Origin of the sequence: Chryseobacterium koreense CCUG 49689 (genome assembly GCF_001045435.1) — a bacterium.
Lineage (GTDB): Bacteria > Bacteroidota > Bacteroidia > Flavobacteriales > Weeksellaceae > Kaistella > Kaistella koreensis.
On sequence record NZ_LFNG01000032.1, the window covers coordinates 1 to 14,152 of the forward strand.

Sequence of the window (14,152 nt, forward strand, 5' to 3'; positions counted from 1 at the left end):
TCCGAGATACCGTACTCGCGGCATATCTCCGCTACTTTCTTGCCTTCCTGCTGGCTCTGGAGCACCTTTAAAATCTGTGCTTCCGTAAATCTTGATTTTTTCATTGCTTTTTCTTGACGTTAAAGTTAATACTCTAATTTTAATCTGTCTGAAAAAAGCAGCCATGTACCGTTACTCTTGTGATAAGAATTATCATATAGAAAAATCATATAACGGAAAAAAAAGATTCAGTAAAATTTATTTATATGAAGGGACTAGAAAAGTAGATAGTATTTCTTTATTTGATTATTATGATAAAGCTCAAATAAAAAAATATAAAAATAATAAATGGCTAATATATTATTGTAAACTCCCCATTTTCAGTACACTTCAAAAGTAGAATTTTTTCTTGATATTTTACTGCTGTTGTTGTCGGATGTGGAAAAGCGGGCAGGAAAAGTGCTTGCCTTAGCCTGGGCTTGCTGTCCATTTTTCCACATCACAGGTGATAAGCCACCCAATGAATCATGCGGTCGTTCGTAGTTGTAATCCTTTACCCATTCCTCTGTAACACTTCTTACTTCCTCCAGATTTTCAAAAATATAGGCATCCAGGATTTGATCTCTGTAGGTCTTGTTGAAGCGTTCGATGTAGGCATTCTGTGTGGGCTTGCCCGGCTGAATGTAAGCAAAGCTTATCTCGTTTACCAGACTCCAGACTTCAGCGATATTTGCTATAAACTCCGGTCCATTATCCATGCGTATTTTCTCGGGCTTGCCGTAGCGGTTCACCAGATGGTTCAATATCCAGATCACCCGCGAACTTTTCAAACTGTAATCTGCCTCAATGTGCAGAATTTCCCGGTTATAATCATCAATCACATTAAAACTGCGGAACTTTCTTCCGTTTGAGAGCACATCGCTCATAAAGTCGATGCTCCAGGTATGAGTGAATATTTCCGGCACTTCCAACGGCGTTTTTACTCTGGCAGGAAGGCGCTTCTTTACCTTTCGACGCAAGGGAAGCTTCATTTCCTTATAAATTCGGTGTAGCCGCTTATGATTGATTTTTTCACCCCGGTTGCGCAGGCGGTAATAGTACTTCCAGAAACCTTCTCTCGGATGGCTCTGTGTAAGCTGTTCAAGCTTCATCATCACCGTAGAATCATCTTTCAGTGAGCGGTAATGAAAACTGCTTCTGCTTAATTTAAGCACGCGTAAAGCCTTGCCGGAATCCTTCGGACGGAGCTCATGGATCTCCATGACAATCTCCCGTTTCCGACAAGGCTTTAGAGCTTTTTTTCGATAATGTATTTTGCAACGTCGAGTTCCATCGCGAGGTTTGCGTACATCCGCTTGAGCCGGGCATTCTCTTCTTCCAGCTCTTTCACCCGCTTGAGTTCACTGGCTTCCATCCCGTTGTACTTTTGACGCCACTTGTATAAAGTGGCCGTGCTGATGCCATTTTCCCTTGCCAGTTCCTCGGCACTGCGGCCGCCGGCAAACTCCTTTAAAACACCTGCAATCTTTGCAGGACTGAATGTGCTCTTTTTCATTGTCTTAATTACGATTTAAAGTTAATAATTTTTATACTTTTAAACCGTACTGTTTTCGGGGGAGCTTACACACAACTGCAGATCAGGAAAATCAGGTAAAGATTGTGACCTACCGAAAGAAAACCACCCAAAACAGCGCATCCTGCCTCATAGGTCTGAAACAGGATGCACCGCATTTTTAATTAAATTTTCCTGAAGGAATCCAGAAATTGCACTCTTAAGTGAAAAGCTTTTTATTCCAGAAGTCCTTTTAGATCGTGCATATATTCATAAGCCGTCAAATCAAATTTCACGGGAACCACAGAAATATATCCTTCGGAAAGTGCGGTTTCATCGGCATCTTCACTCTTGTCCATATTGTTGAAATAGCCGGTCAGCCAATAATATTTTTTTCCGTGCGGATTGATTCGCTCGTCGAAATTTTCTTCCCATTTGGCGTCGGCCTGCTTGCAGACCTTGATTCCTTTGATCTCCTCTTTGTTGAGTTTCGGAATATTCACATTCAAGACAACTCCTTTTGGCAAAGGGTTTTCCAGCACTTTTTTCACGATTCGCTGGATCTGTTCTTTCGCCTGAAGAAAATCCGCGTCCCAGGAAAAATCAAGCAGCGAGAAACCGATTGCCTGTAGTCCCTCAACACCTGCCTCCACCGCCGCACTCATCGTGCCGGAATAAATCACGTTGATCGAAGAGTTCGCACCATGGTTAATTCCGGAAACCACCAAATCAGGGCGACGTGGAAGGATTTTGTCTAAAGCAAACTTCACGCAGTCCACCGGAGTTCCGCTCAGCGAAAAGTCCTTTTGGGGACCCTCCAGATTGATTTCTTCAAAAGTCAAAGTCTGATTAATGGTGATGGCATGACCCTGTCCGGACTGTGGCGAATTGGGTGCTACCACCACCACTTCACCGATCTCGTTCATAAATTCCACCAAATTCCTAATTCCGGGAGCGGTAATTCCATCATCATTGGTTACCAAAATCAAAGGTCTTTGCATATATTTTTATTAAATTTAAAAAAGTTTTAAAATCCTTGGAAATCACCTTTTGATCGGGTTTCCATCAAAAAAGTGAGCTTTCCCACAAAAATACTTAAAAAAATAGTGTTCGAATATAAATAAGGTATTAATTTTGATACTTTGTAAAATCCTGTAACGAAACAGCGAAAAACCCAACCCATTATTTATTAGAAACCATATATGTTCAAAAAATTTAGACTCAATACATTACTGCTTCTGATTCCGCTCACCAGTCTGGTGTTTTGCTTCAATTCGCCTAGAAATGACGATGAAAAAATGTCAACCATCATGGTCAGCGTGAAAAACACACTCTCCTATCTTCATTACTCACCCAAAGTGATCAATGATGCCTATTCCTTGGATGTGTACAAGCATTATTTCGAAATGGTGGATGCCTCCAAAAGGTACTTCATGCAGTCCGATATGGATGAATTTGCGAAACACAAGACCAAACTGGACGATTATTTGAACCAGGGCGACTTGACTTTTTACAAACTGACCATAGACCGACTTTACCAAAGGGTGGATGAAATAGACAAAATTACCCAGGATATTTTGAGCAAACCCATCAATCTGGATGAAGATGAAACGCTGACGCTGGAACCGAAATTAAGAAAAAATGCAACCAACGCGGCTGAACTGAGAAACGAATGGAAAAAGTACATCAAATACAATATCCTGCAGGAAATGGAATCGCTCAAAGCGAAGGAGGAATCCCAAAAAGAGAAAAAAGATTCCGTGCAGAAATTTAATTTGAAAGACACCATCAAACTGGAAATCTTAACCCCGGAACAAAAAAGAATCAAAGCGACAAACGAGGTGAAAGACCTGGTTACAGACACGTTCCGAAGGTTCAAGAAAAGAAACAAGATGGATTGGTTCACCGTTTACATGAACGCCTACACCGAGGTTTTCGATCCGCACACCAATTATTATTCCCCGAAAAACAAGGAGGATTTCGACCTTAATTTTAAAGGGAAAGTCATCGGAATCGGTGCCATCATCCAGGAAAAAAGAGGCTACCTCTATCTGGGACCTTTGACCATCGGTGCGCCTGCATGGAAATCAAAACAGCTTTCCGAAGGGGATAAAATCCTGAAAGTAAAATCAAAACCCAATGAAGACGCCGTGAATGTGGTGGGAATGTTGTCCGACGAAGCGGTTCGATTGATTCGGGGTGAGAAAGGAACAAAGGTCACGCTCACCGTGGAGAAAAAAGACAAATCCATCAAAGAAGTCACCATGATTCGAGAGGAAGTGGCGATTGAAGACACCTTTGCCAGAAGCATCGTCATCAATGCTCCGGATGGAAAAAAATACGGATTCATCAACCTGCCAAGCTTTAATGCAGATTTCGAGGATCCGAAAGGCAGAAATGCTTCCGACGACATCAAAAATGAAATCCTGAAACTGAAACCACAAGGCGTTCAGGGTATCATTCTGGACCTTAGAAATAATGGGGGCGGAAGTTTGACCGAAGTGGGCGACATCATGGGATTGTTCATGAATGCAGGTCCTTATGTTCAGGTGAAAGACGGGAATGGAAAAATCCAGACATTGAAAAACAAAACCAGCACACCAATTTGGACGGGTCCGGTGGTAATCATGCAGAACGAACTTTCGGCATCCGCTTCCGAAATTTTGGCGGGAGCCATGCAGGATTACGGAAGAGGCGTGATCATCGGTTCACCGCAGTCTTTCGGAAAAGGAACGGTGCAGTCTTTTGTGGATTTGAACAGGTTTTTAAATACCAGCGACGATTTCGGTTCCTTAAAACTGACCATTCAAAAATTCTATAGAATCACCGGTGAATCCACCCAGAGAAAAGGAATTCAGTCAGATATCCAAATGAAGGATTTCTTCACCTATGCGGAAGTGGGCGAAAGATACGATGATTACGCTTTGGCATGGGATAAAATTCCTGCCGTTGCTTACCAGCCGGTGAACTACTTCTCTGTGCAGGCTTTGCAAAAAAATATCGAAGCAAGGCTTCAAAACAACAAAACTTACCAACTGGTGCAGGAATCGGCACAATGGAAAGAAAAACTGGATAAAGAAGAAACCATCTCCCTGAATCAGGCAAAATTTGATGAGGTGATGAAAACCAGAAAATCCCAGATCGAAAAATTCAGAGCTTTGGATAAATTCAATAACGGACTGAAATTCAGCCTGAATCCAGACGAAGCATTGCGCGAAAAAAACGACGAGGCGTTTACCAAAAAAACCCAAAACTGGACGAAAAATCTTCAAAAAGATTTGTATCTCCAGGAAGCGGTGAATGTGATCGGCGAAATGAAATAGATCTTCAGCACATCAGAAGAACCTCAAAAACCATCGTGTAAATACGGTGGTTTTTTCTTTTCATACCAGTCTTTCTTGAGAAAATATTTTTTGTATTTTTGCAGCTTCTCGGGGCAGTTAGCTCAGTTGGTTTAGAGCGTTGCGTTGACATCGCAGAGGTCGTTGGTTCGAACCCAATACTGCCCACCAATTAACAAAGTCGCTTTCTAGCGACTTTTTTCGTTTGTAACTTTTTGATAATTAAAGCCATATCTGCATCATCGAATGCGAAGTCTCCATGTTTCCGGAAAATCGGTCTCATTGGGTCAAAAGAAAAGCCTCTCTTTTATAGATAATTACATTTTTCGTCGGTGGTTGGCCTTTTTTTTAAATCAATGACCTGCTTCCGTTTTCTCCGATGGGCATTATTATGGTTGATCAAATAATCTTTTGCACGCTTTCTATCAGGATAGATTTTATTCCATTCACCGTACAATTCTACACCTATCTTTTCCAGATTGGCAAAGAAACCTTCATCAGATCTCATCATAGCGAATCCACTGACCATCTTTCTTACAGTCAAAATGTTTTTCCAAATGTGTTTGAGCCTTTTATTGCCGATCCAAAAAATAAGAACCTTTTTCTTTTCCCAAAAATGGAAAGAGTAACGGCTTGGATAAATCCCTGGTCCTCGCAGAAAAATCTTCCGCAGCACTCCCAGATTTCTTCATGAATTTTTTTCCACAAATCAGCGCCAAATGTTACCGTGTTTTTCCCGTATTTGCCTTATTTAAAACAAAAACACCCAATTCCCAAAAAATTTTTATTAATTTTAACTCAAAACACACACCATGCTGACCAAAATTTACGCAAGTGCCATTCATGGAGTTTCCGCACAAACCATCACCATCGAGGTGAATGTGGATACTTCCGGTGTGGGATACCATGTGGTGGGACTTCCCGATAGCGCGATCAAGGAAAGCAGCTACAGGATTTCTGCGGCATTAAAAAATGTCGGTTACAAAATTCCCGGAAAGAAAATCACCATCAATCTGGCTCCGGCAGACATTCGAAAAGAAGGCACTGCTTATGATTTGAGCATCGCCTTGGGAATTCTGGTGTCTTCAGACTATATCAAAGGGGAAAATATCGGCGATTACCTCATCATGGGTGAACTCTCTTTGGATGGCGGTTTGATGCCGATTAAAGGCGTTTTGCCCATCGCCATAAAAGCCAGAGAAGAAGGCTTTAAAGGAATTATCCTTCCGAAACAAAATGTGCGCGAAGCTGCAATCGTGGACCAACTCGAAGTTTATGGCGTGGAAAACATCAAAGAGGTCATTGATTTCTTCAACGAGGGAATCCCATTACCGCAAACCAAGATTGACACCCGAAAAGAATTCCAGGATAAAATTAATTTTTTCCCTTTCGATTTTTCCGAAGTCAAAGGTCAGGAAACTGCTAAACGGGCCATGGAAGTCGCTGCAGCCGGAGGACACAATATCATTCTAATCGGACCTCCGGGAAGTGGCAAAACCATGTTGGCAAAAAGAGTTCCAAGTATTTTGCCGCCATTGACGCTAAAGGAAGCTTTGGAGACCACCAAGATTCATTCTGTAGCGGGAAAAATCGGAGCCGAAACCTCGCTGATGACGGTGCGCCCGTTTCGCAGTCCTCATCACACGATTTCGGATGTGGCGCTTGTTGGCGGTGGAAGCTATCCGCAACCGGGCGAAATCTCTTTGGCGCACAACGGCGTTTTGTTCCTGGACGAAATGCCAGAATTTAAACGGACGGTCCTGGAAGTGATGCGGCAACCTTTGGAAGATCGCGAAGTCACGATTTCCAGAGCGAAGTTTACCGTGAACTATCCCGCAAGCTTCATGCTGGTCGCCAGTATGAATCCAAGTCCGAGCGGTTACTTTCCGGATGATCCGAACAACACCTCTTCTCAAATGGAGATGCAGCGTTACATGAACAAACTTTCGGGGCCACTTCTGGACCGGATCGATATCCACATCGAAGTTCAGAAAGTGGAATTCGAACAGCTTGCCGACAAAAGGAAAGGCGAAACCAGCGACGAAATCAGAAACCGCGTGCTGAAGGCAAGAGAAACGCAGCAACAAAGATATGCCGAGTCTGAAATTCATTATAATGCACAAATGGGCCCGAAAGACATCGAGAAACATTGCGAACTCGGCGAAGATTCAAAAACACTCATCAAAAACGCGATGGAAAAACTCAACCTTTCCGCAAGAGCTTATGACCGAATCCTGAAAGTGGCGAGAACCATCGCCGATTTAGAGTCCTCAGAAAACCTCAATGCAGCCCATATTTCCGAAGCCATTCAATACCGCAGTCTGGATCGGGAGTTCTGGAATGTGTAAATCCAAAAAAAAAACCCCTCCCAAGCGGAAGAGTTTTTTGAAAAAGTCTATTTTATTACTGATGTAAAGTGGTGATTCCCAAATCGGTGATCTGTCCAAAGACCACATTTACATCTGCTTTGTTTTGGTCAATATATCCTGTATTGGCAGCTGCATCAAACGAAACATTGTAAGTATTCGCAGGCAATCCACGGAACATGAAAAATCCGTCAGCATTTGGAAGTGCAGTTGCAATGGTATCTGCCGCTTTAATCACGTGCACCATTGCATTTGCAGCCTGTGGTTGCACATAACCTTTGATTTGTCCGTCTGTAGCTTCACTGAAAGCGCGAAGCACCGGTTTCAGCTTGTAACTTCCGTTTCCGGTTTTTACGATGGATCTGCCTGCATCAAAATCGATCCAAACATTATAAGCTCCATTGGGAGAAAGCGTTTGATTCCAATTGAGTTTCAATCCGCTTTGTTGTGCTGAAGGAGTATCTAAAGGATAAGTAACCCCGTTGACGACTACCGAATTATTGTTTCCTAAGATTAATCTCATTTGCGAAACATTTCCAACCGGTAAGATGGCTTGAGAAAGCAAAACATCCATTCCGTTTCTGAAATTCAACAGGTTATAAACCCCCGGATTCACCGCGTTAAAGGTCGTAGTTCCATTGTTGGTCGTAAATTCCACTTTTTGAATATCGATATTTACGGCATCATAAAGAGCGGGCGCATCGGTAAGTTTCACGTTGACCATAGCCGTATCATTGCCTGTGGCGGTGTCTGTAGAACAAGACCACATCGTGAATGCCGAAATTATTCCGGCAAGTATCATCGATTTTTTCATAATAAATTATTTTTGTGATTAAAGGAGTGCAAACAAAGTCAAGACCATATTGTTCACAAAATAGCTGCTGTTTTTCATAAAAGCAACAAAACCACCCTATTCAAGGCGGTTCTGCGTGAGTGTTAAAATTTGTTAAGAAAAGTTTACAAATTCTGACTGAATGGACCATCAGTTTATTCTACTTGCATAAAATGATGATCGCTTTATCTCATTTAAAAAGAAATTGACATTAAATCAATTATTTCACGATAAGCTGCTTGATCATTTTCTTGTCCCGATCTCTGTTTTCAAGACCGATATTATAAGAAAAACCAACTCCCAAAGTCTGCTTCATCTGCATTTTTTCGATTTGGTCATGGTCATAAAGTAGATCCAAACTCACCACGGCAGATATGAATTTGTTCACGCGCATGTCCAAAGTACCATTATAGCTGAAAACCACTCTATCCGGATGGGAAACATAACTGCTGAAAAAATTGGCCTGATTGGTAAAGGTCATGTTTTCGTAAATCTTGATGCGGTAAAGCACATTCAGCAATGAACCGATGTCTGACTTCACACTTTGTCCGTCATGCTCCAAACCATATCGTCCCGCTTTCTGCAAATAAGGATCTATCACGAAGGTAAACTTCCCGTTGACCGGTCTGAAAATGACTTGGAAATTTTCATTCGGATTATAGGAAACCCCTAAACCGATCGTCAAGTAAGCCGGCGCAAAAAACTTGGAGATTCGGTCTTCATATGTAGGATCCGGCGTTACGGAATAATTAAAACCCGTTGCAAACTGTGACAGAAGCTGAAAACCTGCAGAAAAATAATAGTTCTTCCGGTACTCATAGCCGTAATTGGAAACCAAATTGATGTAATCTTCTGTTTTCCTGGCGGCCTGTCCGGTTCCGGAAACAAAACCATAACCCATTTTCACCGTGTTATCCAAAAAATGCCTCCCATTCTTATACATCAGGTTATAGTTGATTTTCCCTATAATCCCGATATTATTATTCCCTCCGGAATTCCAGTTGGAAAAAGACGACTGGTTGAAAACCAAATTGTTTTGCCCGAAATAAAACCACTTCACCGGATTGGGCAGTTGCATCACCCGATAAGGCGTCACCGGGAAATCACTGCCCACATTTGAAACCACCAACTTATCTCTGATGACTAGGGTATCTTTGAACGGAACATTCAGTTGGATCAACTTCGGGTTCGCAATACTGTCCAGGTTAATAGACGCGGAATCCCATTTATTTTGTGCAATGGAATCAATCTGTCTTTGAAGATTTCTTCTGTTTTGTGAAAACAATAAAACCGACATTAAAACGAAAACTGGAAGCAGGAACTTTTTCATTGGGTGCAAATTTAAGACAAATGACAAAATTGATAAAGCCCCAAAATTGCATTTTTAGTACTTTTTGTCTTAATTTTTATCGGTTTTGCAAAAAGAATTCGCCATATTTACTTAATTATTGATATGGCAGTGCATTTGTCAAATAAAATTCAATGTTTAAACACGATTCTCTAAACTACAAAGCGGTGATTTACGCAGCAATCATGGTTTCCCTGATGTGGCTGGGTTACCTCTTCCAGCATATTGGTTTGCTGGAAGGTTGCAGCGGTGCCATCATTCCGCTGGTTCCGGCAGGATTGAAAGGAGTTATTTTCTCTCCGTTTCTTCATGGGAATCTGGAGCACATTTTCGGGAATTCAGTCCCCATGTTCGTGCTCATTTTTCTGCTCTTCCAGTTTTACCCCATCATTGCCAAGAAAGTATTCTTCCTCGGTTGGTTCCTTTCCGGATTTCTGGTTTGGCTCTTGCCGCCCATCGATATCCTTACCGGAAATTTCAATTACGTGTGCATCATCGGCGCAAGCGGAATCGTCTATGTGCTGGCTTTTTTCATTTTTTTCAGCGGCGTTTTCCGCTGGAATATGAAACTGCTCACCATTTCCATGTTGGTCGCACTGTATTATGGCGGACTGATTTGGGGAATGATGCCCGAAGAACTGTTCTCCACATTGGCCGCACCAAGCAGGATCTCGTGGCAATCCCATCTTTCGGGCGGAGTCATTGGTATTCTAATGGCTTTCATTTTTAGAAATATCGGTGACAAAAAGAAAAAATTCATCTGGGAGTTTCCTAATTATTACAGCGAAAAAGACGATAAACTGTGGCAGGATTATAAGGAAGCGCATCCCGAAGATTTCGAGGAATTACCCTACCGGAAAAAAGAAAACATCTGGGACCGCCTGGATGAACTGCGAAGAAACGATTCCCCTGAAAATCATTAAGTAACGTCTCACCAATTAGGATTTTTTTCAATATATTTGAGAAAAATAACCACCATGTCCTCCGAAGAAAAGCTCTATTCCCTGGCTCTTCGCCATTGCCCATTAATCGGCGACATCATTTTCCGGAAATTGGTCGCTGAAGTGGGCTCAGCAAAAGAGGTTTGGGAACTCTCTAAATCCGGCTTAAACAACATTGTTGGCATCGGCAAAAAAATCTCCAAAGAAATCGGAAATCCCGAACATTTGAAATTTGCGGAAAAAGAGCTGAATTTCTGCGAAAAAAATCATATCAAAATCAACATCAGGCACCTCGGCGATTTGCCGAAACTCCTTCACGAATGTGATGACGCACCGGCAATTCTTTATCAGAAAGGCGATTTTAAAACCGAATTAAATGCGGTCAGTATCGTCGGAACAAGAAACAGCTCTTCTTACGGGAAGCATTTTATCCATGATTTCCTGGAGGCGGTACAGCAGGAAAAAATACAGACCGTCAGTGGACTTGCTTTAGGCGTGGATACCGAAGTTCATGAAAAGTCCCTGCATTTCAAAATTCCCACCGTTGCCATTTTAGCACATGGTTTCCACACCCTTTATCCACAGAAAAACAGGAAACTTTCGGAAAAGATTCTTGCCGAAGGAGGCGTCCTTTTCACCGAATTCAATTCCACCCAAAAACCGGATCGCGAAAATTTCATCCAGAGAAACCGAATCATTGCAGGACTTTCACGCGCAACCATCGTGGTGGAAACCGCATTCGGAGGCGGTTCAATCAGCACGGCGACTTTTGCCGCCAACTACAACCGGGATGTTTTTGCATTACCCGGAAAAATTACCGATAAATACAGCCAAGGATGCAATCAGCTGATTTTTCAAAATAAAGCCGCCGCCATTTCCACCATCGCTTCTTTGGTGGAACAAATTGGCTTCAAAAAGAAACAGGCCAAAACAGGCGAACTGTTCCCAAGCGCCGAAATCAAAATCAAATTGCCTGATCATCAACAAACAATCCTCAATTCACTGAACACAGAAAATCCACTTTCACTGGATGAACTTGCTGAAAATTTAGAAATCCCCACCTACAAAATTCTTCCCGATTTACTCCAACTTGAACTTTTGGGATTGGTCAAAGCACTTTCGGGGAGACAATATCTCTCCTTGCTTTCTTAAGCTATTTTTAATTATTCATTGATATTTGGTTAACGTTTAAAATTCCATATTTTAAACCACATTATTATCACATTAATAAACATAATTGCTAAAATTGTTGAATTTTACGCAAATTGATAAAAAAATCTTGTACAATTCATAAAAAAATCTAAATTTGTTACTAATAATTCTCATCTTCCATGGAACATTACAACATAGAGCAAAAAATTCAAGAATTTATCGCCAAAATTGAGGCAAAAAACCCAAATGAACCCGAATTTCTTCAGGCAGTGAAGGAAGTCGCGGTAACGGTAATTCCATTTATCGCAACCCGGAAGGAATACACCGGAATGAAACTTCTGGAAAGAATGGCTGAACCGGAAAGAACCATCATTTTCCGTGTGCCGTGGGTAGATGACAGTGGCGAAATCCAGGTAAACCGTGGTTTCAGAATCCAAATGAACTCGGCGATTGGACCCTACAAAGGGGGAATCCGATTCCACCCTACCGTGAATCTTTCAGTGTTGAAGTTCCTGGCATTTGAGCAAACGTTTAAAAATTCCTTGACTACACTTCCAATGGGAGGCGGAAAAGGAGGTTCCGATTTTGATCCGCAAGGAAAATCCGACATGGAGATCATGAGGTTCTGTCAGGCATTTATGACGGAGCTTTGCAAACATATTGGCCCGGAAACAGACGTTCCCGCCGGAGATATCGGAGTGGGCGCAAGGGAAATCGGATATTTATTCGGACAGTACAAAAAAATCAGAAATGAGTTCACCGGAGTGCTCACCGGAAAAGGTTTGGCTTATGGAGGCTCACTGATTCGTCCAGAAGCAACCGGTTATGGAGTCGTTTATTTCGCAGAACAAATGCTGAAAACGATCGGACACGATTTCGTGGGCAAAACAGTCTGTGTTTCAGGTTTCGGAAACGTAGCTTGGGGAGTGGTGAAAAAAGCCACAGAACTTGGCGCAAAAGTCGTAACGATTTCCGGACCAGACGGTTACATTTACGATAAAGACGGAATCAAAGGTGAAAAAATCGACTATTTACTTCAATTGAGAGCAAGCGGAAATAACCGTGCTGAAGATTATAAAACCAGATTCCCGGAAGCAGAATTCCACGCAGGAAAACGTCCATGGGAAGTGAAATGTGATGTGGCAATTCCTGCTGCAACCCAAAATGAACTGGACCTGAACGATGCGAAAAACCTGGTTGCAAATGGCATCATCTGCTTGACAGAAGCCGCAAACATGCCGTGTAACCTGGATGCCATCAATTATTTCCTTAGCAATAAAGTCCTCTTCTCTCCGGGTAAAGCCTCTAATGCAGGAGGTGTAGCGACATCGGGTCTGGAAATGACCCAGAATTCAATCCGTTTGAACTGGAGCTCGGAAGAAGTAGATGCCAGATTGAAAGAGATCATGATCGGAATCCACAAAGCTTGTAAAGACTATGGAACCGAAGAAGATGGCTACGTGAATTATGTGAAAGGCGCAAATATTGCGGGATTCGTGAAAGTAGCGGAGGCAATGCTGGCTCAAGGAGTGGTATAATAAAAGGTCGGGTAATTTCCGACTTTTTTGTTGATATTCCTGTCCCGGGATAATGGGAAAAAAGTAAAATGAAAGATAAAAAGCACTGGAAATCAGTGCTTTTTATTTTTTTGTCAATGCAAAAGCGAAGAAGAATTGCGGGGTTTCAGAAAAGTACATCACTCCATTTAAGTAACCAAGTAAATTAACAGAATAAATTTGCCCTCCGGGAAATTTTGCTGAAAATTGTCAGCGGTTCTTGTTACAGCTTGCCCAAATTATTTTGAAGTTTTTCCACAAATTCAAAAGCAGCAGGACAAATAATGGTATTTTTCAAGGTGAGATGGTTGATCTGGTAAATTTTTTTCCGGTCGGTATGCGGAAATTCCCGACAGGCTTTCGGACGCACTTCGTAAATGCTACAGGTATTGTCATCGCCGAGGAAGTGGCACGGAAGGTTCTTCAAAACCTTGTCCCGGTCTTCATCCACCTGCAGAAATTTCTCCTCAAAATCCGCCTGCTTCATTCTGAGGTGTTTGGAAATCCTTTCGATGTCTTTTTCCGTGAAAAGCGGTCCGGTGGTCTTGCAGCAGTTCGCACATTTCAGGCAGTCCATTTTTTCGAAAACCTCTTCATGGGTTTCCTGGACGATATAGTCAAGGTTTTTGGGTTGTTTTTTCTTCAGCCCATCAAGAAATTTCCGGTGTTCCTTTTGCTTAAGCAATGCTTGATCTTTATAGAGTTGCAAATCCATGGTGCAAAATTAATCGATATTTGGATTACTAAGATAAAATATGTTAAAAACGCCGCTCAAACGAATTAAAATCACCGCGAATTCACAGAGGTTTCCGCTATATGAGAAGGATTAATAAATACAAATCCCTCCTTTCCCAGAAACGACACCCGATGCTCCAGAGGAGCGCTATCTGTGTAGAAAGACTGACTGCAGGGGGGGCGCATTCCATAGGAATGCTATCTTAAAAAACTTTCCTTTTGCCAGATCTGCTTTTAGAACCGGTAATTTGCAAGAAGAGCAATCAATTTTTTTAAGTTGGGCAACAAGAGATAGCTCTGATATGGTTGGAAATCACCACTCCGTAGGAGTGAGAAGTTTGTAGCTCTGA

General features: G+C 42.1%; 11 protein-coding genes, 1 tRNA gene and 1 pseudogene. 6 read left to right on the forward strand and 7 right to left on the reverse strand.

From position 1 onward, the window contains the following. The 3 genes and pseudogenes from ACM44_RS15090 to surE form a co-directional block, all read right to left on the reverse strand. On the reverse strand, positions 1-104 hold a 104-nt coding region (locus tag ACM44_RS15090; protein WP_152669295.1), incomplete at its 3' end, for a transposase. A 369-nt stretch (positions 105-473) separates the two neighbouring features. Then, a pseudogene (locus ACM44_RS13955) lies at positions 474-1,534 on the reverse strand (IS3 family transposase); the annotation flags it as partial. A gap of 233 nt (positions 1,535-1,767) precedes the next feature. Further along, a complete protein-coding gene (gene surE, locus ACM44_RS13965; RefSeq protein WP_048500677.1) occupies positions 1,768-2,532 on the reverse strand; it encodes a 5'/3'-nucleotidase SurE in 765 nt (254 codons plus the stop codon). Between the two features lie 201 nt (positions 2,533-2,733). Between surE and ACM44_RS13970 the strand changes: the two genes are divergently transcribed. Together ACM44_RS13970 and ACM44_RS13975 are read left to right on the forward strand one after the other, a co-directional pair. Beyond that, the gene (locus ACM44_RS13970; RefSeq protein ID WP_048500678.1) at positions 2,734-4,854 is read left to right on the forward strand and encodes a carboxy terminal-processing peptidase; all 2,121 of its coding nucleotides are present in this window, start codon (positions 2,734-2,736) and stop codon (positions 4,852-4,854) included. Positions 4,855-4,965: 111 nt separating this feature from the next. Then, positions 4,966-5,043, forward strand: a tRNA-Val gene (locus ACM44_RS13975). Between the two features lie 136 nt (positions 5,044-5,179). Here the strand turns inward: ACM44_RS13975 and ACM44_RS15260 are convergent. Beyond that, the gene (locus ACM44_RS15260) at positions 5,180-5,416 is read right to left on the reverse strand and encodes a hypothetical protein (RefSeq protein ID WP_152669386.1); all 237 of its coding nucleotides are present in this window, start codon (positions 5,414-5,416) and stop codon (positions 5,180-5,182) included. A 268-nt stretch (positions 5,417-5,684) separates the two neighbouring features. Here ACM44_RS15260 and ACM44_RS13985 point away from each other — a divergent pair, with 268 nt between their 5' ends. Then, entirely contained in the window at positions 5,685-7,220 is a 1,536-nt protein-coding gene (locus tag ACM44_RS13985) for a YifB family Mg chelatase-like AAA ATPase (protein ID WP_048500680.1), read from the forward strand. 55 nt (positions 7,221-7,275) lie between these two features. Here ACM44_RS13985 and ACM44_RS13990 read toward each other — a convergent pair whose 3' ends face one another. After that, positions 7,276-8,052, reverse strand: coding sequence for a DUF4382 domain-containing protein (locus tag ACM44_RS13990; RefSeq protein WP_048500681.1), 777 nt, complete (start codon positions 8,050-8,052; stop codon positions 7,276-7,278). Between the two features lie 238 nt (positions 8,053-8,290). Further along, on the reverse strand, positions 8,291-9,400 hold the full coding sequence (locus ACM44_RS13995) for a DUF3078 domain-containing protein (protein WP_048500682.1): 1,110 nt from the start codon (positions 9,398-9,400) through the stop codon (positions 8,291-8,293). 152 nt (positions 9,401-9,552) lie between these two features. Between ACM44_RS13995 and ACM44_RS14000 the strand changes: the two genes are divergently transcribed. From ACM44_RS14000 to gdhA, 3 genes are all read left to right on the forward strand, one after another. Then, positions 9,553-10,341, forward strand: coding sequence for a rhomboid family intramembrane serine protease (locus ACM44_RS14000; RefSeq protein ID WP_048500683.1), 789 nt, complete (start codon positions 9,553-9,555; stop codon positions 10,339-10,341). A 54-nt stretch (positions 10,342-10,395) separates the two neighbouring features. Continuing rightward, positions 10,396-11,511, forward strand: a complete 1,116-nt coding sequence (gene dprA, locus ACM44_RS14005) for a DNA-processing protein DprA (RefSeq protein WP_048500684.1) — start codon at positions 10,396-10,398, stop codon at positions 11,509-11,511. A gap of 179 nt (positions 11,512-11,690) precedes the next feature. Continuing rightward, entirely contained in the window at positions 11,691-13,049 is a 1,359-nt protein-coding gene (gene gdhA, locus ACM44_RS14010) for an NADP-specific glutamate dehydrogenase (RefSeq protein ID WP_048500685.1), read from the forward strand. Positions 13,050-13,290: 241 nt separating this feature from the next. Here gdhA and ACM44_RS14015 read toward each other — a convergent pair whose 3' ends face one another. Beyond that, positions 13,291-13,782, reverse strand: coding sequence for a YkgJ family cysteine cluster protein (locus ACM44_RS14015; RefSeq protein ID WP_048500686.1), 492 nt, complete (start codon positions 13,780-13,782; stop codon positions 13,291-13,293). Positions 13,783-14,152: the final 370 nt, after the last annotated feature.